Source organism: Arthrobacter sp. YD4 (genome assembly GCF_030410515.1).
Taxonomy (GTDB): Bacteria; Actinomycetota; Actinomycetes; order Actinomycetales; family Micrococcaceae; genus Arthrobacter.
Map to the genome: position 1 here is coordinate 479,819 of NZ_JAUHHD010000002.1, position 21,958 is coordinate 501,776.

Genomic DNA, 21,958 nt, shown 5'->3' on the forward strand with positions numbered 1-21,958 from the left:
ACACCAGACCGGCACGGAGGTGAAGCCCCGTGGCTGAGGGCAAGGAACGGGTCCGGGTGGACGGCCGGGAGCTGGTGCTGACCAATCTGGACAAGGTGATGTACCCGGAGACCGGCACCACCAAGGCCGACGTGCTGGCGTACTACGCCGCCGTCGCACCCGTCCTGATCCCCGCCGCCGCGGACCGCCCGGCCACCCGCAAACGCTGGGTGCACGGCGTCGGCACCGCGGACGCGCCCGGGGAGATGTTCTTCCAGAAGAACCTGGACCATTCCACCCCCGGCTGGGTGCCGCGGGCGTCCATCACCCACAAGGACCGCACCGCCCAGTACCCCCTGGTCAACGATCCGGCCACCCTCACCTGGCTGGCCCAGATCGCCGCCTTGGAGATCCACGTGCCGCAATGGCGGGTGGCTTCCGGCGGCGATCCGCTGCCCCCGGACCGCTTGGTCCTTGACCTGGACCCGGGCGAGGGCGCGGGCCTGGCCGAATGCGTGGAAGTGGCCACCCTGGCCCGGGCCATCCTCCGGGACGTGGGCCTGGACCCCGTGCCCGTGACCAGCGGCAGCAAGGGCATCCACCTCTACGCCGCCCTAGACGGCACGCAGAGCTCGGACCAGATCGCCGACTTCGCCCACGAGCTGGCCCGGGCGCTCGAGGCGGACCACCCGGACCTGGCCGTGAGCGACATGAAGAAGACCCTTCGCGCCGGCAAAGTCCTGGTCGACTGGAGCCAGAACAACGCGGCCAAGACCACGATCGTCCCGTACTCGCTGCGCGGCCGGCTCCAGCCCACCGTCGCCGCGCCCCGCACCTGGCGGGAGCTCGCGGCGCCGACGCTGCACCAGTTGGATTACCGCGAGGTGATGAAGCGGGTGGCCGCCGGCAAGGACCCGTTCGCCGTGATTTCCGGGAAGCACGACGGCGGCGCCAGTGCCGCTGCCCCGGGCGACGGCGGGGACACCGACCCGCGCCTGGAGAAGTACCGCACCAAGCGCGACGCCGCCGCCACCCCGGAACCGTTCACCGCCGAGAGGCACCGCAACCGTGCCGCGGAAGAAACCCTCCGGGAGAGCTTCGTCATACAGGAACACCACGCCAGCCGGCTGCACTACGACTTCCGGCTGGAGCGCGACGGCGTGCTGGTCTCCTGGGCGCTGCCCAAGGGTGTGCCAGTTTCCAAGGCCAAGAACCACCTGGCGGTGCAGACCGAGGACCACCCGATGGATTATGCGGACTTCGAGGGGACCATCCCCAAGGGCCAGTACGGCGCCGGAACCGTCAGCATCTGGGACCGCGGAACGTACGAGTGCGAGAAGTGGATCGCCGGCAAGGAGGTCATCGCCACGCTCACCGGGCAGGACGGCGGCGGGCTGGGCGGCAGCCGGCGCTTCGCCCTCATCCACACCGGCAAGGCCAAGGACCAGTGGCTGATCCACCTGATGGACGAGGCGAAGGAACACCACGAGGATTCGAATGACGGCGACGGACCCGGGCCGGACGGTGGCGGGCAGGGAGAGGGTGACGACGAAGGCGGGGCGGGCGACGACCGCGACGGCGGCACGGCGGAGGCCGCAGCCCCGGATCCGGCCCAGCTCTCCCCCATGCTGGCCAGCCCGGGAACGCGCGGGGACCTGACCGACAGTGACTGGCAGTTCGAGCTCAAGTGGGACGGCGTCCGGGCCCTGGTGCTCGGCGACGCGCAGCGGATCCGCTTGATCAGCCGCAACGGGATCGACATGTCCGCCAGCTACCCGGAGCTGACGGACCGGTCCTGCTGGCCACCGCAGGATTTCGCCGCCGACGGCGAGATCATCGCCGTCGGGCCGTCCGGGCGGCCCGATTTCGGGCTGTTGCAGGGCCGAATGAAGCTGACCAAGGCCGGCGACGTGGCCAAGGCGCAGGCCGCGACCCCGGTGCGGCTGATGCTGTTCGACCTGCTCACCGACGGCGGCGAGGACCTGCGCCGCCGCCCGCTGACCACCCGGCGGAAACGGCTGGATGCCTTCTTCGCTGCCGTATCCCGGGGCGACTGCCCGGTGCAGCTCTCCGAGGTGATCGACGCCGACGTCGGGCATCTGCTCGAGAGCGCGCAGGAACTGGGCCTCGAGGGCATCATGGCCAAGCGCACGGGCGGCCGCTACGTCGGCCAGCGCAGCCGGTCCTGGCTGAAGCTGAAATTCGAGCGGACCCAGGAGGTGGTGGTGGGCGGCTGGCGGCCGGGCAACGGGGGCCGGAGCGACACCGTCGGGTCCCTCCTGGTGGGCATCCCCGACGGTTCGGGACTCCGCTACGTCGGCCGCGTGGGAAGCGGCTTCAGCACCCGCGAGCTCGCCGAGATGCGCCGGACCCTTGACGCGATCCCGCGCAAGACGCCACCCTTCGACGAGGTGCCCGCCGCGGACGCCGCCGACGCGCGCTGGGTCTCGGCCAAGCTCGTGGGCGAGGTGACGTTCGGCGAGTGGACGGGCGCCGGGAAGCTCCGCCACCCCGTCTGGCGCGGCTGGCGGCTGGACAAAACCCCGGCCGACGTCGTCGTCGAATCCGGCTGACGGCGGGCCCGGACAATCCGACGGCGGCCACCGTCTGAAACCCGGCCTAGTCGTGGTGAGGGATCTGCGGCCGGCTTTGGCGGTGCATGGCGGCGTCGGCCACCTGCTGGCCCTGCTGTGAGTGGACGGAGTCGCGGTCCCTGGGGTGGTGGTGCTTGCCGCTGCCGTCCGGCCACGGGTGGCCGTCCGCCGGCGACGGCGGGGCCGGCCGCTTGATCTCCGGGCCGGGGACCTTGTCCATGGACTCGGTGAGGTGTTGGGCGACCTCCGGCTCAAGCTGCTCTTTCGAGTGATGATCCGCCATGACTCTTCCTTTCCGCGATGAAATGAAGCGTCCCACCATGGTAGGTCTGCCGCCGTCGCCATGTCTCTAGGCTGGGGGCATGGAATACCACCTGCGGCAGGCCACGCCCGCCGATGCCGAAGCCCTGGTCGAGATGCACACGCTGGCCCATGAGGAGTGCTACTCCCACGTCCTCCCGGCGGAGTTCTTCGCCGCCCGCCGCGCCTCCTTGCCGGAGCGGACGGAGAATCGGCGGCCCTCCCTGGTGGGCCCGTCCGCGCCGGTGATCGCCCTCGACGACGGCGGCCGGATCGTCGGGTTCGCCCACGGCGGCCCGGGACGGGACGGGGACCGGCCGGACCAACAGGAGCTCTACGCGATCTACACGCTGCGGGCCGCCTACGGTTCCGGGCTCGGCGCGGCCCTGCTGCACGCCGCCGTCGGCCCCGGCCCGGCCTACCTGTGGGTCCTCGAAGACAACCCCCGCGCGCGGGCCTTCTACGCCCGGCACGGCTTCACGCCCGACGGCACCCGGAAACTGCTCCCCAAGGACTGGTTCGAGCTCCCCGAAATCAGGCTGGAACGGCGCTAAAACGCCCGGAATCCGGGACTTCAGAGCGGTTGCGGCCCAATTGTTACCAAACTAATAAGCTCACTGCTTACTTCCCAGTGATGACGCGGAATATGCGGTCACGGCTCCGCGCCCGCCCCGGTCGTCCGGCTGCCGAAAAAGGGGCATCCTACGGCACAAAAATCGGAATGACTACGGAAATCCCGTAAAATTGAGAGCCTGCCCAGAGCGGGGCAGCTAGAAGTCGCAAGCAAATGACCTCCACAGGAGCCTCCCAAATGCCCAAAGACCGAAGCACGACCGACTCTTCCGCAGGCGTAGCCAACGCCGCCGGAACCAACCCTGGCGCACCCGTCGCCGCCAAGAAGCCACGCCTCCGCCGCCGCCGGCTCCGCGAGTCCGACGTCAACGTCGTTGACCAGCCGATGCTGAAGAAGGCCCTCGGCGGAACCATCGTCGGCAACACCATGGAATGGTACGACGTCGGCGTGTTCGGCTACCTGATCACCACCATGGGCCCGGTCTTCCTGCCCGAGGCGGACAAGACCGTCCAGACCCTCTTCCTGCTCGGCACCTTCGCCGCCACGTTCATCGCCCGCCCCCTCGGCGGCGTCGTGTTCGGGTGGCTGGGCGACAAGGTGGGCCGCCAGAAGGTCCTGGCCGCCACCCTGCTGATCATGGCGGCCAGCACCTTCGCCGTCGGACTGCTCCCGGGCTACGCCCAGATCGGCATCTGGGCCGCCGTGCTGCTGGTGGTCTTCAAGCTCATCCAGGGCTTCTCCACCGGCGGCGAATACGCCGGCGCCACCACCTTCGTCAGCGAATACGCCCCGGACAAGCGCCGCGGCTTCTTCGCCAGCTTCCTGGACATGGGCAGCTACCTGGGCTTCGCCCTCGGCGCCGCGCTGGTGTCCGTCCTGCAGCTGACCCTGGGCCAGGACACCATGGAGCAGTGGGGTTGGCGCATCCCGTTCCTCGTGGCCGGCCCGCTCGGCGCCGTCGCCGTGTACTTCCGGAGCAAGATCGAGGAATCCCCGCAGTTCCAGGCCACCCTGGATGCCCAGGAGAACCTCGCCAAGGACGCCTCCGCCAGTGATGACACCGCCTCAAAGGGTCCGGTGGGCATCGTGAAGGCCTACTGGCGCTCGATCATCACCGCCATGATCCTGGTGGCCGCCGCGAACACCGCCGGCTACGCCCTGACCTCCTACATGCCGACCTACCTCACCGAGTCCAAGGGCTACGACGAGGTGCACGGCACCCTGCTGACCATCCCCGTCCTGGTGGTCATGAGCCTCTGCATCCCGCTGACCGGCAAGCTCTCCGACCGGATCGGCCGCCGGCCCGTGCTCTGGATCGGTGCCATCAGCACCGTGGTCCTGGCCACCCCGGCATTCATGCTGATCGGCGTCGGCGAGATCTGGTCCACCCTGGCGGGCCTGGCGCTGATCGCGTTCCCCGTGACGTTCTACGTCGCCAACCTGGCCTCCGCCCTGCCGGCCCAGTTCCCGACCGCCAGCCGCTACGGCGCCATGGGCATCGCGTACAACTTCTCGGTGGCGATTTTCGGCGGCACCACGCCGTTCATCGTCGCGGCCCTGATCTCGGCCACCGGCAACGACATGATGCCGGCGTACTACCTGATGGCCACCTCGGCGATCGGCGCCGTCGCGATCTACTTCCTGCGCGAATCCGCCCAGATGCCGCTGCCCGGCTCCATGCCGAGCGTGGACACCCAGGCCGAGGCCCGGGAACTGGTCGCCACCCAGGACGAAAACCCTCTGATCGACCTGGAACACATGGATATGCCCCTGGTCGCCGCGGGCGACTCCGACGGCGGCAAGGTCGGCGCACCGGCCTAGTCACCCCGGCCCAGCGCCCCGCCCTCCGAGGCCCGTCGCGGCCCGTCCGTCCCCACCGGGGCGGCGGCCACGGCGGGCCTTTGGCGGCTCCCGGCCCGCTTCGATTCCATCCCTGGCCGCGCCCCCATCCGCTCTCCCCCACCACAACGCCGCAGGAGGTCCGCTTGCTGTCCACGCCGCTGTCCTCCCTGCTCCGCCACGCCAAGGGTCTGCACTCGCTGGGACCGGCCAACCGGGACCACGCCTCGGCGCTGCGCGTGGCGCTCAGCGTCGCCGTTCCCTCGCTGGCACTGCTGGCCGCCGGGCGGGCGGACCTGATCGTCTACGCCGTCTTCGGTGCCCTGACCGGCATGTACGGCCGCTCCGAACCGCACCAGCTCAGGCTCCGGCACCAACTCCAGGCGGCGCTGGTTTTGGTGGGCGGCCTGGCCGTGGGCGTGCTGCTCTCGGTCAACCACCTGCACTCCTGGACTCTCGTGGCCGTGGAGTCCGGCCTCGCCGCCGTCGGCTCACTCTTCGCGGACCGGGTGAACCTGAAACCGAACGGTCCGTTCTTTGGCCTCCTGGCCCTCGGCGCGTGCGCGTCCATCCCCTCCCCCGTGCCGGGACCGGCTGCCGTCCTGATCGGCGCCGGGTCCGCGGCGTTCTCCATCCTGGTCGGCTTCGCCGGCTGGGTCCGCAGCCGGAAATGGGTGCGCGGGGCGGGACGGACCGTGCCGCCGCTGCGCGGCGCCCGCCGCCGGGCGGCCTGGATTCATGCCGCCCGCTACCTGGCCGCGGTCGGGGCGGCCGGCAGCATCGGGGTGCTCAGCGGCAGCGGCCACCCGCACTGGGCGATGGCCGCGGCGGCGGTGCCGCTGGCCGGCGCCGACCTGCCGAGCAGCGTCTACCGCGGCCTGCACCGGATTGTGGGCACGCTGCTGGGTCTGCTGGTGGTGGCGGCCGTGCTCTTTCCCTGGGCAGGCTCCCCGCTGCGGTTGTTCCCCGCCGGCGAGACCGCCGCCGTCGCGGTGCTGGTGATCGTGCTGCAGTTCGGTACGGAGCTGTTCATGGCCCGGCACTACGGGCTGGCCATGGTGTTCTTCACCCCCGTGATCCTGCTGATGACCCAGCTCTCCTCCCCCGCCGACCCGCACCTGCTGGTGGCCGAACGGGCGGTAGAGACGCTGCTCGGCGCCTGTGTGGGGATCGCCGTCGTGCTGTTGATCCGCCGCCGGGCCGCTACTTAGCCCGGCGGGGCGGTCCGGCCACGAGCTTCGCCGGCAGCAGCCGCGCGGCCGCGACCAGCGCCTTGTAGCGCCGGCTGGGGATGGACACGCCACGGCCCCGGGCGTTGTCCGCCAGGCCCTCACGGACCACCTGTTCAGCGCTCAGCCACATCCAGGACGGCGCCACGGACTTATCCATGCCCATCCGATCGTGAAATTCGGTGTGGGTGAAGCCGGGGCAGACGGCCGTCACGTGTATGCCCCGCGAGGCATATGCAATGTTGGCCCACCGGCTGAAGCTCAGCAGCCAGGCCTTCGCGGCCGAGTAGGTTTCCCGCGGCAGGAACGCGGCGACGGAGGCCACATTGATGATCCGGCCGGAGCCCCGCTGGAGCATGCCCTGCAGGGCGGCGTGCGAGAGCTCCATCGCCGTCTCGACATGGAGCTTGAGGTGGCGCTTCTCGTCCTCGATCGGGTTCTCGGCGAAAGAGCGGAGCAGGCCCATGCCGGCATTGTTGACCAGGATCTCCACCGGGCGGGCGGGATCGGCGAGGCGCGCGACGACGGCGGCAACGCCCGTGTCCTCGGTCAGATCGGCCGGGAGCACCTCTGCCGTCACTCCGAAGGTGTTCTCCAGCTCCTCGGCGACGGCACGCAGCCGCCCGGCGTCGCGGGCCACGAGGACCAGCCGGTGGCCCTGCTCGGCCAGCTGGCGGGCGAACTCGGCCCCGAGCCCGGCGGTGGCGCCGGTGACCAGGGCAGTGGATGCGGGCGTGGCTCCGGGGGTCTCTGCTGTCATAGCTGAAGCCTAGTCCCGGTCCCGCCTGCAATCAGGCACAAAAGGCTCAGGCAACATCAGACTCGGATAGAAACGGCTCAGGCGGAAATTGGGCCGGCGGCGCGTTCGCCGTCGGGGGTGTCGTCGTTATCCCCGTCGACGGCAGCCCGGAGCGGGTTACGGTCCTGGGTTCGGACGGCCAGTTCGGCCGCGGCGCGTTCGGTGGCCGAGGGATCGGCCTCGTCGAGGTCTTCCCCGGCGAGCATCTCGGCGGCCTGGTCCATGGCGGAGATGTCCTCCGGGGTCAGCTCTGCGGAGGCGTCGGTGGCCAGCCCGGAGGTCAGCTCGGCGGAGCCGGCCCCGGGCAGCCCGTCCTCACGGCGGTGGCGGTGCTGCAGTTCCTCGGCGGCGAGGTCATACCAGGTGTGCGCGCCGAAGGAGGGGTGGGTGGTGTCGAGGTGCCTGTACAGGGCGTCGGCCAGCTGGCCGAGGGCGTCGTCGGAGAGTGCCCGCACGGTCACCGCCGGGTCCAGGGTCCCCTCGAAGTACTGGGCCAGCTCCAGGCCCTGGATGCGCTCCCCGGTCTCCACCGGGTCCTCGTCCACGTCGGCGGTGGTGGACGGCGCGCCCAGCCGGTCGTCGCTGAGGGCGCCGGCTTCGTCGTCGTCGTCGGCAAGCTCCCCGGCGGCCGGCCCCACGTGGGCCAGGCAGACCGGCAGTTCCGCCGGCTCCAGCAGTTCCAGCGCGAAACCCTCAGCCCGGGAGGACGAGGATTCCCTCAGGGACAGCAGGATCTCGGGATCGAGGTGGGAGGCGCCGTACAGGTCCAGGGTCACGTCCGCACCGGCGGCAAGGCGGCTGGAACGCCGCATGATGTGCAGCAGGGCGGGGTAGCTGTCCTGGGTGAGGCACCCTGAGGCTTCCAGGGTCACGTGGCCGGTATCGGCATCAACACGGACAAGCACACGCAGTTTGTGGTTCACGGGATACTCCAAAAGAAACGTCCGTGAGCCAACTGCATAACTCAGAGCTAACCATACGAGCTTGTTGCCGGGCTCACAAGCTGTCAGGCACCGGCGGGCGGCTGCTCCGGCCAGTCGACGCACTGGTTGTATCCCTCGTGCTTGCGCAGGTAGCGGTAGATGAACGGGCAGTGCGGGATGATCCGTTTGCCGGAGGCGACGACGTCGTCCAGGGCGAAGTGCGCCAGCACCTTGGCCAGTCCCCGGCCGGCGAACCGTTCCTCGGTTTCCGTGTGGGTGAAGTCCACGTGACCCGGGCGGTCGATGTACCGGGCCTGCACGGCGAGCTCGCCGCCGACGTGCAGCTCGTACCGGTGCAGCGCGTCGTTGCGGGTGGTGGTGACGTCCGGGCCAAAGGTGTCTTCGGTTCTTGCCGCGCTCTCGGTCATGGTTCGACCTTGGCATGTATCTCCGGGGGTGGCAATGGGTCCCCCGCACCGTGCGGACCGGGCGCCGGGGCGCGCACCGGTATGCGGCCCAGCAGCAGGCCGGCGAGCGCGAAGCAGGCGGCACCGCCGCCCAGCAGCCCCACGGTCAGTCCGTTGACGGCGGCCTGGACCACCGGCAGGAAGACCACGACGGCGGCGGTGGCCACGGCGGTGGCCGGCCGGGACCGGGGCGGCCCGGGCGCCATCGGCCGCTCCTCCAGCCTTCCGAAGAGGGCCAGGACGGGCAGCAGCAGGAGGGCGACGGCGAGCAGCAGCAGCGGACGGGTCCACCACCAGGCGGCGCTGCCGCCGGCGGGCAGGGCCAGGCGGGTCAGCAGGAGCAGCCCGGAGAGGGCAGCGATCAGCGGCAGGTGCCAGAGGTAGATGGTCATGGACCGGCGGCCGACGGCGGCGAGGACGGCCCCGACCGGCCGGAGGGCCGCCAGCCGGACCAGCCAGGGCCGCAGCAGCTGCAGGGCCGCGGCCTGTGAGACGGCCAGCAGGAAGAGGGTGAGGTTGGGCGGGTTGAGGTTCACCAGCATGTTCCCCGAGTAGAGGCGCAGCACCACCGCGGCGCCCAGGACGGCGTTGCTGCCGGCCACCAGGCCCAGCAGGGCCGCCGGGCCCAGCCGCAGCGTCCCGTCGGCCAGCAGGAACCCGAGCTGCTGCACGGCACACCAGAGGAACACCATGTTGGCGTACGCCAGGCCGGGCACCGCGCCGCGGAGGCAGTCGACAGCCACCACCAGCGCCACCAGCGCGGCCAGCGTCAGCCACGGGGCCCTCGCATGCAGGGCGGCCAGCCACGGAAGGTTCAACTGCGCGGCCAGGTACGCCGCCAGGAACCACAGCGGCATGCCCGCGCCGCTGGCCAGCAGCTGGACCACCTGCGGGTCCACCCCCGCCAGCCGGGCCGCCCACAGGCCGGTGAACATCATCGCCAGGAGCACCGCGGCCGGGCGGATCAGCCGCAGCAGCCGGGCCTGGACGAATTCGGAGGCCGTTCCGCCGATGGAGCGCAGCCGCCGCCACGAGTAGAGCCCGGTCACGCCCCCGGCCACGAAGAACAGCGGCATCACCTGCAGCACCCACACCACGGGCTCAAACCAGCGTTGGTTGCCGAGGGTGTTCTCCGAGGTGACCGTGCCGTCCGGGTGCAGCACCGGGCTGACCATCAGCGTGTGGCCAACCACCACCAGGGCCAGGCAGAACAGCCGGGCGAGGTCGATCGCCGGATCACGGCCGTCCGTGCTCCGGGTTCCGGTCCCCCGCTGCCCCGAGCCCCCGGTCATGGCGGGGCTACGCCGCCCTCACGCTGTCCACAGCACCATTGTGGCCCAGCGCCGCGGGCCGGGGTAAGGGCAGGAAGGGCCGGCGAGCGCGGCCAGGGTGGGCTAGGTGAGGATGGCGGCGAGGCCCAGCACGACGGCGAGCAGCGGCAGGGTGCCCTGGGTGGCGGCGGGGCGGAGGTACTTCCTGCCGCTGAGGGCCAGCACCAGGGCCGCCAGCAGCATCGAGCCGCAGCAGCTGAGGATCAGGGTCCAGCCGACCACGGCGGCGGACGTTGCGGGCCCGCCGAAGGCCACGCAGCCCGCGCCTACGAACGCGCCGATGGCCAGGAACAGGTTGTAGAAGCCCTGGTTGTAGGCCATCGGCCGGGTGGTTTCCGCGTCCGCCTGCGAGGCCAGGCCGAACCGCTGCCACGTCGCGGGCCGGGTCCACTGGAAGGACTCCAGGATGAAGATGTAGACGTGGAGCAGGGCTGCCAGCAGGGCAAAGACGAGGGAGGCTAGGATCATGGGTTGATCCTAGCCTCCCGCCGCTTTGCAGACTTCCTGCGTGGCCGAGTACCCGTGCTACCGGGCCAGGGCCGCCAGGGACGCGGCCGCGAAACTCCGCGCGGAGCCGGTCCAGTGGCCCAGCAGGCCCTGCAGGTTCTCGCCGTCGGCCCGGTGCGCGGGCAGCTGCTCGGTGAGGGCCTGCAGCACGCCGGTGCGCAGCTCGGTGTTGAAGTTGACCTTGCCCACGTTCATCGCAGCGGCCTTGGCCAGCTCGGAGGCCGGAATCCCGGAGGCGCCGTGAAGCACCAGCGGCACCCTGACCCGCACGGCCACCTCCTGCAGGACGTCCCAGCGCAGCCGGGGTTCGCCGCGGTACTTGCCGTGGACGTTGCCCACGGCCACGGCCAGCAACCGGGCGCCGGTGCGGGCCACGAAGTCCTCCACCTGGCCGGGGTCGGTCAGGCCCGCCTCGTGACCGGCGGCGTTCCCGCCGGCGTCGGGGCCGAAGGCGCGGTCCTCGTCGCCGGCGAGGCCGCCAAGCTCGGCCTCGATGACGATGTCGTCCCGGCCCTGCGCTTCGAGACGGGCCCGGACGTCCCGGACCAGGGCGATGTTCTCCTCGTAGGGCAGCGCGGAGCCGTCCACCAGCACCGAATCGGCCCCGGCGTCGACGGAATCCAGGATCAGCTGCGGGTCCGCGGCGTGGTCCAGCTGGACCGCGACGGGGACGCCGGCGTCGTCGGCGAGGCCACGGAGGGCCGTGATCAGCCGCGGGCCGTTCGGGGTGCCCGCGGTCTTCGGTGCCACCAGCAGGATGATGCCCCGCCCGGCCTCCTCCGCCGCGCCCACCACGGCCAGCGCCGTCGTGAAGTCGTAGCAGGTGAAGGCCGGGACGGCCGAGCCCTGCTGCAGGGCGCCGGCGACCAGGGTGTCCAGACGGGTACGCATCAGGCGCTGAGGCCCGAGACCAGGAGCCAGGCCACGAAGGTCAGCGCGAAGCCGGCCACGCCCAGCACGGTGGTCAGCACGGTCCAGGTGCGCAGGCCGTCGGCGACGGTGAGGCCGTAGTAGCGGACCACCACCCAGAAGCCGGCGTCGGTGACGTGGGACAGGCCGAGCGAACCGAAGCCGATCGCGATGACCAGCACCGCGATCTGTGCCGGGGTGTAGCCGCCGGAGGCGACAGCGGAGGACAGCAGGCCGGAGGTGGTCACGATCGCCACGGTGGCCGAGCCCTGCGCGGCGCGGAGGGCCAGGGAGATGATGAAGCCCAGCAGCAGCAGCGGCACGCCGAGCGTGTCGAGGGTCTGGGAGAGGGCCTGGCCGATGCCGGAGACCTGCAGGACGCTGCCGAACACACCGCCGGCGGCCACCACCATGAGGATCGAGGCGATAGGGGGCAGCGCGCCCTCGAAGATTTCACCGGTCTCGGTCAGCGACCAGCGGCGGCGGACGGCGAGCAGGAAGAAGCAGAGCGCCACGGCCACCAGCAGGGCGAAGAACGGGTTGCCGACGAAGGATGCGACGCCGTACCAGGCGCTGCTCTTGGCGATGGTGAGGGTGCCGACCGTGCCGAGCAGGATCAGGACGATGGGGGTGGCGATCAGGAAGATGATCAGGCCCGGCCGCGGCGGGGCGACGGCGGCGGCGCCGGGACCGTCGTGGCCCACCTTCACCAGGGACTTGGTGCCGAACTCGTCCACCTGGGTCTTGACCGCGGGCAGCAGTTCGTAGTCCTTGCGGTTCATGATCGAGGCCACCCAGTAGGACAGGAAGCCCAGCGGGACGCAGATGACCAGGGAGATCAGGGCGATCAGGCCGATGTCGGCGCCGAAGACGCCCGCGCCGGCCACGATGCCCGGGTGCGGCGGGACGGCGACGTGGATGGCCAGCATGATGCCGGCCATCGGCAGGCCGAACTTCACCGGGTGGACCTTGGCGATCTTGGCGAAGGCGTAGACGATCGGCACGAGGACGATGATGCCGACCTCGAAGAACACGGGGATGGCGACGAGGAAGCCGACGGCGGTGAGGGCCACGGCCACGCGCCTGGCACCGAGTTTCGCGGTGAAGTGGTCCGCGAGGGACTGCACGCCGCCGGAGACCTCGATCATGCGGCCGAGGATGGCGCCGAGGGCGATCAGCAGCGCGACCTTGCCCATGGTGCTGCCGACGCCGTTGGAGACGACCGTGAAGACGTCCTTGAGCGGGATCTGGGCGGCGACGGCCACCAGGATGCTGACCGTCAGGAGGGCCACGAAGGCCTGGATCTTGAAGCGGATGATCAGCACCAGCAGCAGGGCGACGCCGGCGGCGGCGATGGTCAGCAGCAGCGGAGTGCCCAGCTCCACGGCCGGTTTGATGACGGGCGCGTCAGCCGCGCCCACCATCAGGGAATTGAGCAGGGGGTTCATCGGGGGTGTCTCCTTTGACAGGCGGGAGGGAGGGGTCCGGCTGCGGCGTTGGGGGCCGCCGCGGCCGGGGTCGGGGGGTCGGAAGGCTTAGGCGGTGCGCTTTGCGGGGGCGACGACCTTGATGACGGCCGAGTCGTCCTCGGCGGCGAGGCCCTGGGCCTGACCGAGGAGGTAGAGCTGTTCGGCGGCGGCGGCGACCGGCGCGGCGAGCCCGGCGGCGCGGGTGGCCTTGCCGACGATGCCCATGTCCTTGACGAAGATGTCCAGGCGGCTGAGCACCTCCGCGCCGCCCTCGGTATAGGCCTCGAGGATGCGGGGGCCGCGGTTGGAGAGCATGAAGGACCCGGCGGCGCCGGCCTCGAGGGCGGCGAGGGTCTTCGCCTGGTCCAGGCCCAGGGCGTCGGCCAGAGCCATCGCCTCGGCCGCGGCGGCGATGTGAACGCCACACAGCAGCTGGTTCACGGTCTTGAGCGCCTGACCGTCGCCGGGCTTGTCGCCCACCACGGTCAGGGTGGAGGCGAGCAGTTCCAGCACCGGGCGGGCGGCTTCCAGTGCGGCGGGTTCGGCGCCGACGACGATCAGCAGGTCGCCCTCGTCGGCGCGCTTCGGGCCGCCGGAGAGCGGGGCGTCCACCAGGCTGACGCCGTACTCGGCCAGCCGGGACACGGTGGCGGGCACGGCGTCGGTGCCCACGGTGCTGCCGAGGATGACGACGGCACCGGGCTTGAGGACCCCGGCGACGCCGGTTGCGCCGAAGAGGACCTCGTCCAGCTGCTCGCCGTTGCGCACGGCCAGCAACAGCGCGTCGGCGCCCTCGGCGGCCTCACGGGCGGAGCCGAAGGTGCGGACGCCGGCCTCTTCGGCGAGCCGCAGGCGGGGCTCGGCGATGTCGAAGCCGTGGACGGTCAGTTCCGTGGCCAGCCGGGCTGCCATCGGCAGGCCCATGGCGCCGAGGCCGAGGACGGTGACTTGGTAGTTCATGGTTTTCTCCGTTGAAAGGGTGCGGCTGGTTAGAAGGTGGCGCTGAGTTTGCGCGTGACCTGGGCGAGGGATTCGTCGTCGCCGACGTTGCCAGCGAAGACGACGTACGGGATGCCCTTGGCGGGTCCGTCGACCGGCTCCCAGAGGGAGACAATGCCCGGGAGCATGGGGCCGCGGACGATCGCGCGGCGGATCTCGAGGCCGTGGGCGGCCACGTCCGAGGAGGTGATCCCGCCCTTTGCGATCACGAAGCGGGGCGGGAAGGTCTTCAGCGTCCGGTTGACGACCGCGACGACGGCGGCCGAGACGGTGCGGGCGATCCGCAGGCTCTCCCTGGCGTCGTCGGCCTTGATCAGGAGGCGGCTGGTGTGCAGGATGACGTCCGCGCCGTGCAGGGCGTCGACGACGCGGGCGACCGTGGCGTCCAGGTGCTCCTCGGCGCGGTCGTCCAGGAGCTGTTCGACGTCGATCTCCACGATCCGGGCCGACCCGTGCTGGGCGGTCAGGGCGTTGAGCTGGCGGGTGGTGACGCCCACGTGTGAACCGACCACGATCAGGCCGCCGGCCTCGGAGGGCTGGTTGCCGGCGTAGGCCTCGGCGCCGGTGAGTTCGGTGCGGATTTCCTGCCCGATCCGGGCGCGGACGAACGGCGGGCCGACACGGTAGAGCAGCTTCTTGCCGCGGCGTTCGGCCTCCTGCAGGCCCAGGGAGAGAAGCCGGAGGTCGTTCTCGGAGACGATGTCGGCCACGATCGGGGTGGAGTTGGTGGCGGTGTCGATGGCGTCCGCGATGGCACGGGCCGAGGCCTGCGGGTCCCCGGCCCGGATGGTGTCCAGGTCCAGGACGATCACGGAGCCGGCGCTGAAGCGGCCGCCGGACTTTTCCTCGACGTAGCGGGCGAGCTCGGAGTTGGCGAAGCCGAAGCTGGCGTCGCGGGCGAACTCGGTGTCCGCCACCGGGGTGAGGCGGCCGGTGGCGCCGGCGCGCATGTAGTGCACCCCGCCGATGGTGACGCGGCCGGCGTCCGGGAAGGCCGGGACGATCACGACGCCGTCGGTGGTCCCGCCGTCGACGGCGCTGACGGTGGCGGCGATGACGTCCGGCTCCAGCGGGTAATGGCCGCGGAGGGTGGAATCGCTGCGGCTGACGAAGCCCACGCTCAGTGACTCGGCCTGCGCGGCGGCGAGCGCGTTGCGGACGATTTCCTCGTTGCGGGCGGCGGCCTCGGCCGGGTCCAGGCTGCGGGTGTTGGTCAGGACGTAGACGGCGTCCGCGGGACGGCCGTTGATGCGGTGGGAGAAGGCCCAGACGAAGTCCTCCACCTCCCACCGGGTCAAGACGGGGAGGTCGGCGACGGACTGGGTGCCGGTGGGGTCATCGTCCAGCACCACGAGGGTGCGGGGGCCCGCCGCGGCGGCTGCGGCCACGCCGTCGGCCACCAGGGCTGCCGGTACCGGGACCTCCGCCGGGAAAGCGGCCAGGACATCTGCCTCTAAGGGCTCTGCTGCTAAGGGCACGTGCACTCCATTGTGGAAACTCTGTTGCGGTGGAATCTGCGCGGCTGGTCTCCAACCGCATTTGTAAGATGTCTGACATCTAACAAGTGAGTGTTAGTGTGGCATAAGGCACAGAGACGCGCAAGTAGACTTGTGGGGCACGCGTGTGGATGACGTTGGACGGGGAGATTTGGCTAGGAAATCGCTGGTAGGCGTCGTGGCCGACGAGCTGCTGGACCGCATCATCGCCGGCGAATTCCCGCCCGGCTCCCCGGTCCCGGGCGAACTCGAGCTGAGCGCGCGGCACGACGTGAGCCGGATGACCGTCCGTGAGGCGATCAAGACCCTGGAGGCCCAGCACATCCTGAGCGTCGAGCGCGGGCGGGGCACGTTCGTCAACCCGCTGAGCCGCTGGGCATCACTGGAGGCCGTGCTGCGCGCGGCCTCGGAGGGCACCAACGACGCCGCCACGGCGGTCCAGCTCATCGAACTGCGGCGGATGCTGGAATCGGGGGCCTGCGAACTGGCGGCCTCGCGGATCAGCGACGCCGACCTGGACACCCTCCGCGGCCAGGTGGAGTCAATGCGCGCCGCCCACGAACACCACGACGTCGCAGCCTTCGTCGCCGCGGACCTCGCCTTCCACGACCTGATCCTGCGCGCCTCGGAGAATGTTTTCGCCGCGGTGCTGTTCGCGCCGTTGCACCGGGTCCTTGAGAGGCGCCGGACCCAGACCTCCGAGGTGCGTGAGATCCAGGCCCATGCGATCGAGCACCACGGAAAAATTGCGGCGGCGCTGGCCACCCGCGACCCACGGCTTGCGCGCGACGCTATGGACGCCCACATGCAGCAGACGCTGGATGACCTGCGGACCTACGTGCTGGCGGCCCCGGCGGGCTGACGCCGCCCGATGGCCGCCCAATGGCCGGGCTATCGGCGCCCCAAGCCTGTTTAGGCCAGGGAGAGGAAGAGCTTCTCCAGTTCGGCGCGGTCCAGGCTGGGGTCCTCCTGCTGCATGCACTGCTGCAGGCCGGTGGCGATGATGGAGAAGCCCGCCTTGTCGAGGGCGCTGGAGACGGCCGCGAGCTGGGTCACGACGCTCTTGCAGTCGCGGCCCTCCTCGAGCATGCGGGTCACGGCGGCAAGCTGGCCCTGGGCGCGGCGAAGCCGGTTAATGACGGACTTCATGTCCGTGGGATCGAGTTCCATGGGAGCCTCCCGGAAAAGTGGTGGATTACCGTCTATCATATACCCCCTGCCGTATCATGCATACCCCCGGCAGGTATCGGGAATCCCCCTGTGGGGGCCGAAAGTACCTTGCCCCGGCGTCGGTCCGGGCGTATTTCTGAGCTTGTGAACTCGGCAGCATTCCTCGATCCGGCACTCCACTTCGGCAACGCCGCGCCGGGCGGCGGCCACTGGAAGCGGCTGGTATCCCTGGGTGACTCGTTCACCGCCGGCCTGGGGGATCCTGAACCGGGCAGTCCCGGCGGCATCCGCGGCTGGGCGGACCGGATTGCGGAGGAGCTCGCCGCCCTCCGTGCCGACTTTTCCTACGCCAACCTCGCCGTCAGCGGCCTGGTGCTGCAGGAGATCGTCGACCTGCAGTTGGAGCGGGCCATCGCGCTGCAACCGGACCTGGTGACGCTCTCCGCGGGCGGCAACGACCTAGTCTTCCACCGCCGCGATCCGGACCGCCTCGCCGTCGACCTGGACGCCGCCGTCGCCGCCCTGTCCGCCACGGGGGCGACCGTGGTGATCTTCACCGGCCCCGACTGGGGCCACACGCCCGTTTTTGGCCGCATCCGCGGGAAGGTGGCGGTGTTCAACGAGAACATTCGGACCATCGCGGCACGCCACCATGGCGTGATCGCGGACCTGTGGACCATGCGGGAACTCAGCGATCCGCGGATGTGGGACCCGGACCGGCTGCATTTTTCGCCGCTGGGCCACCACACCATTGCGGGCATGGTGCTGGACACCCTGCAGGTTCCGCACACCTTGGTGCCGCTGCGGCCCAAGCCGCTGCCCGCGCCCGGCTGGCGCCAGACCCGCACCGAGGACCTGTCCTGGGCGACGCACTATCTGTTTCCGTGGATGGCCCAGCGGCTCCGGCCGCACCCGCCCGAGAGCCCGGCCGCCCCGAAGCGCCCGGACCCCGGCCCGGTACTGCGGGTGACCGCTTCCCCCGCCGGCAGCCCCTAGTCCGGGGCGGTCCGGTCCGCTAGCCTGCAGGAACGGCCCCCGGCCGCCGCGGCCGGGTCAACGGACCGACGACGATCCCGAGGAGCGAAGATGTCCAACCACACCTACAGCATTTCCGAAATAGTCGGCACCTCGACGGAGGGCGTCGATGCGGCCGTCCGTAACGGCATCGCCGAGGCCGCCAAGACCCTGCGCAACCTTGACTGGTTTGAGGTCAAGGAGATCCGCGGACACCTGGAAAACAACGAGGTGGCCGACTGGCAGGTCACCATCAAACTTGGCTTCCGGCTGGAGCGCTGACCCGCCGTCCCTGCCGTGCTTTCTGCTGGACGCCTGCTAACGATTGCATCTCCCTTGCGGCGATTTCCTCCGCCCGGGTGGCAATTTGATAGTAAGCATGATTAGTATTTACCCAGAAGGACGAAGCGCACCCGGCAACCCGGGTGTCTCCTCAACAGAAAGCGAAGGACAGCAAATGGGTATTCTCGGATTTCTGATTCTGGGTCTCATCGCCGGCGCAATCGCCAAGGCCATCCTGCCGGGCCGTCAGGGCGGCGGCTGGGTCATCACGATGGTCCTCGGCGTTGTTGGCGCCCTCCTGGGCGGCTTCATCGGCAGCGCAATCTTCGGCACCGGTCTGCAGGACTTCTTCTCGCTGACCACTTGGCTGCTGGCGATCGTCGGTTCGATCATCGTTCTGCTCATCTACGGCATGATCACCCGCCGTTCGCACCGCTAAGTCGGAGCACTAGGAACCGGCTCCGGGATTTACTCCCGGGGCCGGTTTTTTGTTCCCGGATATCCGCCGGGGGTTGTAGAACCACCGCGAGTATCCACCCATCAGCACGGATTAGGAGCGCAGTATGAAGAACAAGCTTGTTTTCGGTACGGGCCTTGCCGCCGGCTACATCCTGGGGTCCCGCTCGGGCCGCGCCGCGTACGAGAAGCTGAAGACCCGCGCGTCGGAACTCTGGCAGAGCAAGCCGGTGCAGGACGGAGTCTCCGCGGCCACCGAGGCGGTCAAGGACAAGGCCCCGGAAGTATCGGGCCAGCTGGCCGAGGCGGCCCGTCGCGCCGGCACGGTCATCACCGCCAAGGTCCACCACGACGGCTCAGCGGACGACGGCGCCACGAACGCAGCCGACGCCGCCTCTCGTGAGGACACCGCCACGGCAGAACCCACGGGCGCAATCCCGGCTCACAGCACCCACGTGGGCACCCCGAACCTCGGCACCGACGAGGCGCCGAAGCACGTCACGCCGAACTAGGCCGCAGCTAGCGGTTTTCGCTGCGGTTTCGGACAGGCCTCGACTGCCGCCCGGAGTTACGCTCCGGGCGGCAGTCGGCTTTCCACCACCGTGGCGTCGAGCGCGGCGGAGGTGCGGATCCGGGCGGCGAAGCCGTTGTCCGTGAGGATGGCGCGGGTGGCGCGGGCCTGGCCCCGGCTGGTTTCGATCAGGAGCCGGCCGCCCGGGACGAGCCAGTCCGTGGCGCCGGCCGCAATACGTCGGTGCAACGCGAGGCCGTCCACTCCCCCGTCGAGCGAGATCCGGGGTTCATGAAGCCTGGCCTCCGGGGGCATTCCGGCAATGGCATCGGTGGGCACGTACGGCGCGTTCACCGCCAGCAGGTCCACGCGACCCCGCAGCTCCTCGGGCAGGGCTTCGAACAGGTCGCCGGTGTGGACAGCGGCGCCGGGTGCACTGAGGTTACGCCGCGCACAGGCGACGGCGGCGGGGTCAAGGTCCGCAGCGTGCAGCTCCATCGGGCCGGCGACCGCCAACAGCGCCGCCCCCACCGCTCCCGAACCGCAACACAGGTCAACCACCAAGGGCGGGCGCCCGGGACCGGCGTCGAGCTCCCGCAGCAGCGTCACTCCGCGCCGGACGAGGTATTCCGTGCGGCGGCGGGGGACGAAGACCCCGGGATCCACGGCGATTCTCAGCCCGCAGAAGTCCGCCCAGCCCAGCAGGTGTTCCAGCGGGAGGCCGGCGACGCGGCGGTCCACGAGGCTTTCGAGTTGATCCGTGTCCGCGGCGGCGCCGAGCAGCAGATCAGCTTCTTCTTCGGCGAAGACACAGCCGGCGCTGCGGAGCCGCCGAATGATGTCCTGCCGCCGGGTACCGGTGTGCTGCATGGGCCGTTCCGTCCGCCGCGGGTAGGGAACTTCATGTTAGCGGTGCGGTCGGGGTCAGCCCACCACCCGGAGGGACGGCTGCGGGCATGCCGGTACCAGCCGAAGGACTTTCTTGCGGGCGGCGGCGGCGCTGGGCCGGTCCGCGGGGTTCATGGCCGTCATCGACTTCAGCAGGCCGGTCCAGCCGTTGCCCAGCGTGGCGGGGATCGCCGGGCTGCGGAGGGTGCGGGCCACGAGCGACTCCACCGGGGTCCCCGGATAGGCCTTCTCCCCCGTGAGGCACTCGAGGAGCACCAGGCCCAGGGCGTAGATGTCGGTGGCGGGGTGGAGCGGCTGTTCCTTGGCCTGCTCCGGGCTCATGTAGTGCACCGTACCGGAGGACATGCCGGCCTCGGGGGTGGTGCCGGCCGTCACGGCGATGCCGAAGTCGGCCAGCCGTACCGAGCTGCGCCGCAGCTGGCTAACGAGGATGTTGGCGGGTTTGATGTCCCGGTGGACCAGGCCCCTGCCGTGGACGTGGTCGAGGCCGGCGAGGGCATCGGCGGCCCACGACGCGACGGCGGCGGGCTCGGTGGCGCCCTGGTGGATGCGGTCGCTCAGGCTTCCGCCGCTGGCATATTCCTCCACCAGGTAAGGCCGGCCGGCCCACCGGTCGCCCTCGGGGACGGTGCCGGCCGCAACGAAGCGGACGACGGCGGGGTGGTCCAGGGAGGCGAGGACCCGTGCCTCGTCGAGGATCCGGGAGGCGTCCTTTTCGGCCGGCCCCCCGGCGACCTTGATGGCGACCGGCCGGCCGGTGGCGAGGTCGCTGCCGCGGTAGACCGTGGACGTTGCGCCTCGGCCCAGCCGCTCGTGAACCAGAAAGCGGCCCTGGGGTTCGTTGGGGAGGGCCAGCAGGCTGGCGTCGAGGCCGGGCAGCCCGGCTGCCGGGAGGAGGGTCTCGGTGACCGGAACGGCGCTCACGAAAGGGAGGCCAGTGCGTTGGAGGGGTGGAGGATGCCGTCGACTTGGAAGCCGCAGGAGCAGCGCCAGACCGGCGGCAGCGAGGCCGGCCCGCCGTCGGGCTCATAGGAGTAGTCGGCCATGGTGGCGAGCGCCGGGGCCTCCCACTGCATCGGGGTGCCGCAGTGGCTGGGGGCCAGGGCGCGGATGGCAGCGGAGGTCCGATCCGCGGTCTGGGCCTGGTTTTCCAGCTCCACATCCAGGGAGCCCGCCTCAGGCCCGAAGCCGTGGTCGATGGTCAGCAGCCGCGACTCATCATTTTTGCGCGATAGGTTATCCAACACATTGATAAGCATACATATCGCTAGCTGAACTAGCTAGTTTTGCGGCCCGAACGCTTCTCCGGTCAGTGGCTGGCGGTGTGCTCGTCCAGGGCCTCGGTCATCTTGCGCAGGAAGGACACGATCACGCGGCTCTCGTCGGGCGTGAGGCCCTCGGCAACCTCGAGCATCCGGCGGTGCATCTGCCCCAGGGTTTCCCGGACCTCGGTATCGGTCTCCGTCGTCGGGACGATCACCAGGGAGCGCCGGTCGGTGGGGTGCGGCTCGCGGCGGACATGCCCGCTGAGCACCAGCCGGTCGATCAGGGAGGTGGTGGACGCCGTCGTGATTCCCAACATGCGGCTGAGGTCCTTGGGCCCCACCCGCTCTCCGGAGGACTGGGCGCGGAGCAGGTAGCGCAGCGCCAGCAGGTCGGTCTCGCCCATGCCCATGGAGTCCCTGGTGGAACGCCGGGTGGCGACCTCGGCGGAGCGGTAGCCGCGGAGCGCCTGCAGCACGGCGGTGGGGGCATCAACCTGCCCCTCCAAGCCGTACCAGTAGCCTGAGTCTGCCGTTACATGGGAGTCCATAGATCAATCCTAGCCGAGCTGATAACTAGACAGGCTTCCTAACGTGGCCTGTCGGGTGCGGGACGCAAAAAACCCCCGGCGTCCTGTCGCCAGGATGCCGGGGGAATTTCCACTCTTCGCTAAAAGAGTGGGCCCTGTGGGGATCGAACCCACGACCCACGGATTAAAAGTCCGATGCTCTACCAACTGAGCTAAAGGCCCCCTCAAGCGGCCGCTGCACGGGAAACGCGGCAGAAACCGGCTCCGGGCGCAGTGGCAGCGCCATCCATTTCTGGACGTTAACACTGTACCGCAGACCACGCCGCGCTTTTCACCGCCGACGCGCCGTAACGGGCCGATCCCGCGGCGGCGCGGGCGCCCCGGACCGGTTCCGGGCACCTTCCCGGTG

The 21,958-nt window shown here is 70.4% G+C and carries 24 protein-coding genes and 1 tRNA gene; 9 read left to right on the forward strand and 16 right to left on the reverse strand.

The annotated features are described in order from the left end of the window. Positions 1 to 29: 29 nt before the first annotated feature. Positions 30 to 2,552, forward strand: a complete 2,523-nt coding sequence (locus QWJ39_RS06695) for an ATP-dependent DNA ligase (RefSeq protein ID WP_290256955.1) — start codon at positions 30 to 32, stop codon at positions 2,550 to 2,552. A 46-nt stretch (positions 2,553 to 2,598) separates the two neighbouring features. Here the strand turns inward: QWJ39_RS06695 and QWJ39_RS06700 are convergent, their stop codons facing one another. Continuing rightward, positions 2,599 to 2,856, reverse strand: coding sequence for a hypothetical protein (locus QWJ39_RS06700; RefSeq protein ID WP_290256956.1), 258 nt, complete (start codon positions 2,854 to 2,856; stop codon positions 2,599 to 2,601). Between the two features lie 79 nt (positions 2,857 to 2,935). Between QWJ39_RS06700 and QWJ39_RS06705 the strand changes: the two genes are divergently transcribed. The 3 genes from QWJ39_RS06705 (at position 2,936) to QWJ39_RS06715 (ending at position 6,497) form a co-directional block, all read left to right on the forward strand. Continuing rightward, entirely contained in the window at positions 2,936 to 3,427 is a 492-nt protein-coding gene (locus QWJ39_RS06705; protein WP_290256957.1) for a GNAT family N-acetyltransferase, read from the forward strand. 257 nt (positions 3,428 to 3,684) lie between these two features. After that, a complete protein-coding gene (locus QWJ39_RS06710) occupies positions 3,685 to 5,268 on the forward strand; it encodes an MFS transporter (protein ID WP_290256959.1) in 1,584 nt (527 codons plus the stop codon). Between the two features lie 164 nt (positions 5,269 to 5,432). Then, positions 5,433 to 6,497, forward strand: a complete 1,065-nt coding sequence (locus QWJ39_RS06715; RefSeq protein ID WP_290256960.1) for an FUSC family protein — start codon at positions 5,433 to 5,435, stop codon at positions 6,495 to 6,497. Here QWJ39_RS06715 and QWJ39_RS06720 read toward each other — a convergent pair. From QWJ39_RS06720 to QWJ39_RS06760, 9 genes are all read right to left on the reverse strand, one after another. Then, entirely contained in the window at positions 6,490 to 7,275 is a 786-nt protein-coding gene (locus QWJ39_RS06720) for an SDR family oxidoreductase (RefSeq protein WP_290256961.1), read from the reverse strand. The genes QWJ39_RS06715 and QWJ39_RS06720 overlap by 8 nt on opposite strands. A 77-nt stretch (positions 7,276 to 7,352) precedes the next feature. Beyond that, on the reverse strand, positions 7,353 to 8,237 hold the full coding sequence (locus QWJ39_RS06725) for a hypothetical protein (protein ID WP_290256962.1): 885 nt from the start codon (positions 8,235 to 8,237) through the stop codon (positions 7,353 to 7,355). 83 nt (positions 8,238 to 8,320) lie between these two features. After that, entirely contained in the window at positions 8,321 to 8,665 is a 345-nt protein-coding gene (locus QWJ39_RS06730; protein WP_290256963.1) for a GNAT family N-acetyltransferase, read from the reverse strand. Then, a complete protein-coding gene (locus QWJ39_RS06735) occupies positions 8,662 to 9,996 on the reverse strand; it encodes an acyltransferase (protein WP_290256964.1) in 1,335 nt (444 codons plus the stop codon). Before QWJ39_RS06735 ends, QWJ39_RS06730 begins: the two co-directional genes overlap by 4 nt. A gap of 102 nt (positions 9,997 to 10,098) precedes the next feature. Then, on the reverse strand, positions 10,099 to 10,503 hold the full coding sequence (locus tag QWJ39_RS06740) for a DUF1304 domain-containing protein (RefSeq protein ID WP_290256965.1): 405 nt from the start codon (positions 10,501 to 10,503) through the stop codon (positions 10,099 to 10,101). Positions 10,504 to 10,560: 57 nt separating this feature from the next. Beyond that, the gene (locus tag QWJ39_RS06745) at positions 10,561 to 11,433 is read right to left on the reverse strand and encodes a class II fructose-bisphosphate aldolase (protein ID WP_290256966.1); all 873 of its coding nucleotides are present in this window, start codon (positions 11,431 to 11,433) and stop codon (positions 10,561 to 10,563) included. Further along, on the reverse strand, positions 11,433 to 12,899 hold the full coding sequence (locus QWJ39_RS06750) for a GntP family transporter (RefSeq protein WP_290256967.1): 1,467 nt from the start codon (positions 12,897 to 12,899) through the stop codon (positions 11,433 to 11,435). The genes QWJ39_RS06745 and QWJ39_RS06750 overlap by 1 nt, the downstream gene beginning before the upstream one ends. Positions 12,900 to 12,986: 87 nt before the next feature. Continuing rightward, positions 12,987 to 13,880, reverse strand: coding sequence for an NAD(P)-dependent oxidoreductase (locus QWJ39_RS06755; protein ID WP_290256968.1), 894 nt, complete (start codon positions 13,878 to 13,880; stop codon positions 12,987 to 12,989). A gap of 29 nt (positions 13,881 to 13,909) precedes the next feature. Next, entirely contained in the window at positions 13,910 to 15,397 is a 1,488-nt protein-coding gene (locus QWJ39_RS06760) for a four-carbon acid sugar kinase family protein (protein WP_290256969.1), read from the reverse strand. A 169-nt stretch (positions 15,398 to 15,566) separates the two neighbouring features. Between QWJ39_RS06760 and QWJ39_RS06765 the strand changes: the two genes are divergently transcribed. Then, positions 15,567 to 16,277, forward strand: a complete 711-nt coding sequence (locus tag QWJ39_RS06765; RefSeq protein ID WP_290256970.1) for a FadR/GntR family transcriptional regulator — start codon at positions 15,567 to 15,569, stop codon at positions 16,275 to 16,277. Positions 16,278 to 16,327: 50 nt separating this feature from the next. Here the strand turns inward: QWJ39_RS06765 and QWJ39_RS06770 are convergent, their stop codons facing one another. Next, positions 16,328 to 16,585: a metal-sensitive transcriptional regulator gene (locus QWJ39_RS06770; protein WP_290256971.1), complete on the reverse strand. Its 258-nt coding sequence runs from the start codon at positions 16,583 to 16,585 to the stop codon at positions 16,328 to 16,330. Positions 16,586 to 16,804: 219 nt separating this feature from the next. Between QWJ39_RS06770 and QWJ39_RS06775 the strand changes: the two genes are divergently transcribed. From QWJ39_RS06775 to QWJ39_RS06790, 4 genes are all read left to right on the forward strand, one after another. Next, positions 16,805 to 17,581 (forward strand): SGNH/GDSL hydrolase family protein, encoded by a 777-nt coding sequence (locus tag QWJ39_RS06775; protein ID WP_290257298.1) that lies wholly within the window; start codon positions 16,805 to 16,807, stop codon positions 17,579 to 17,581. A 90-nt stretch (positions 17,582 to 17,671) separates the two neighbouring features. Further along, the gene (locus QWJ39_RS06780; RefSeq protein WP_290256972.1) at positions 17,672 to 17,881 is read left to right on the forward strand and encodes a dodecin; all 210 of its coding nucleotides are present in this window, start codon (positions 17,672 to 17,674) and stop codon (positions 17,879 to 17,881) included. A gap of 175 nt (positions 17,882 to 18,056) precedes the next feature. Further along, a complete protein-coding gene (locus QWJ39_RS06785) occupies positions 18,057 to 18,320 on the forward strand; it encodes a GlsB/YeaQ/YmgE family stress response membrane protein (RefSeq protein ID WP_290256973.1) in 264 nt (87 codons plus the stop codon). Between the two features lie 124 nt (positions 18,321 to 18,444). Beyond that, entirely contained in the window at positions 18,445 to 18,849 is a 405-nt protein-coding gene (locus QWJ39_RS06790; RefSeq protein WP_290256974.1) for a YtxH domain-containing protein, read from the forward strand. Positions 18,850 to 18,905: 56 nt separating this feature from the next. On the opposite strand, the gene QWJ39_RS06795 is transcribed toward QWJ39_RS06790, so the two are convergent. The 5 genes from QWJ39_RS06795 to QWJ39_RS06815 form a co-directional block, all read right to left on the reverse strand. Then, on the reverse strand, positions 18,906 to 19,718 hold the full coding sequence (locus QWJ39_RS06795; protein WP_290256975.1) for a putative protein N(5)-glutamine methyltransferase: 813 nt from the start codon (positions 19,716 to 19,718) through the stop codon (positions 18,906 to 18,908). 54 nt (positions 19,719 to 19,772) lie between these two features. Then, on the reverse strand, positions 19,773 to 20,681 hold the full coding sequence (locus tag QWJ39_RS06800) for a serine/threonine-protein kinase (RefSeq protein WP_290256976.1): 909 nt from the start codon (positions 20,679 to 20,681) through the stop codon (positions 19,773 to 19,775). Beyond that, a complete protein-coding gene (locus tag QWJ39_RS06805) occupies positions 20,678 to 21,004 on the reverse strand; it encodes a hypothetical protein (protein ID WP_290256977.1) in 327 nt (108 codons plus the stop codon). The genes QWJ39_RS06800 and QWJ39_RS06805 overlap by 4 nt, the downstream gene beginning before the upstream one ends. Before the next feature lie 62 nt (positions 21,005 to 21,066). Further along, complete coding sequence (locus QWJ39_RS06810) at positions 21,067 to 21,570, reverse strand: MarR family transcriptional regulator (RefSeq protein ID WP_290256978.1); 504 nt, start codon at positions 21,568 to 21,570, stop codon at positions 21,067 to 21,069. Between the two features lie 128 nt (positions 21,571 to 21,698). Beyond that, a tRNA-Lys gene (locus tag QWJ39_RS06815) sits at positions 21,699 to 21,771 on the reverse strand. Between the last annotated feature and the right edge of the window lie 187 nt (positions 21,772 to 21,958).

What these genes read in the sequence shown, in the direction of transcription:
- QWJ39_RS06700 (WP_290256956.1), bottom strand. Translation starts at nt 2,856, where the DNA reads ATGGCGGATCATCACTCGAAAGAGCAGCTTGAGCCGGAGGTCGCCCAA.
- QWJ39_RS06705 (WP_290256957.1), top strand. Translation starts at nt 2,936, where the DNA reads ATGGAATACCACCTGCGGCAGGCCACGCCCGCCGATGCCGAAGCCCTG.
- QWJ39_RS06710 (WP_290256959.1), top strand. Translation starts at nt 3,685, where the DNA reads ATGCCCAAAGACCGAAGCACGACCGACTCTTCCGCAGGCGTAGCCAAC.
- QWJ39_RS06720 (WP_290256961.1), bottom strand. Translation starts at nt 7,275, where the DNA reads ATGACAGCAGAGACCCCCGGAGCCACGCCCGCATCCACTGCCCTGGTC.
- QWJ39_RS06730 (WP_290256963.1), bottom strand. Translation starts at nt 8,665, where the DNA reads ATGACCGAGAGCGCGGCAAGAACCGAAGACACCTTTGGCCCGGACGTC.
- QWJ39_RS06735 (WP_290256964.1), bottom strand. Translation starts at nt 9,996, where the DNA reads ATGACCGGGGGCTCGGGGCAGCGGGGGACCGGAACCCGGAGCACGGAC.
- QWJ39_RS06740 (WP_290256965.1), bottom strand. Translation starts at nt 10,503, where the DNA reads ATGATCCTAGCCTCCCTCGTCTTTGCCCTGCTGGCAGCCCTGCTCCAC.
- QWJ39_RS06745 (WP_290256966.1), bottom strand. Translation starts at nt 11,433, where the DNA reads ATGCGTACCCGTCTGGACACCCTGGTCGCCGGCGCCCTGCAGCAGGGC.
- QWJ39_RS06750 (WP_290256967.1), bottom strand. Translation starts at nt 12,899, where the DNA reads ATGAACCCCCTGCTCAATTCCCTGATGGTGGGCGCGGCTGACGCGCCC.
- QWJ39_RS06755 (WP_290256968.1), bottom strand. Translation starts at nt 13,880, where the DNA reads ATGAACTACCAAGTCACCGTCCTCGGCCTCGGCGCCATGGGCCTGCCG.
- QWJ39_RS06770 (WP_290256971.1), bottom strand. Translation starts at nt 16,585, where the DNA reads ATGGAACTCGATCCCACGGACATGAAGTCCGTCATTAACCGGCTTCGC.
- QWJ39_RS06780 (WP_290256972.1), top strand. Translation starts at nt 17,672, where the DNA reads ATGTCCAACCACACCTACAGCATTTCCGAAATAGTCGGCACCTCGACG.
- QWJ39_RS06785 (WP_290256973.1), top strand. Translation starts at nt 18,057, where the DNA reads ATGGGTATTCTCGGATTTCTGATTCTGGGTCTCATCGCCGGCGCAATC.
- QWJ39_RS06790 (WP_290256974.1), top strand. Translation starts at nt 18,445, where the DNA reads ATGAAGAACAAGCTTGTTTTCGGTACGGGCCTTGCCGCCGGCTACATC.
- QWJ39_RS06795 (WP_290256975.1), bottom strand. Translation starts at nt 19,718, where the DNA reads ATGCAGCACACCGGTACCCGGCGGCAGGACATCATTCGGCGGCTCCGC.
- QWJ39_RS06810 (WP_290256978.1), bottom strand. Translation starts at nt 21,570, where the DNA reads ATGGACTCCCATGTAACGGCAGACTCAGGCTACTGGTACGGCTTGGAG.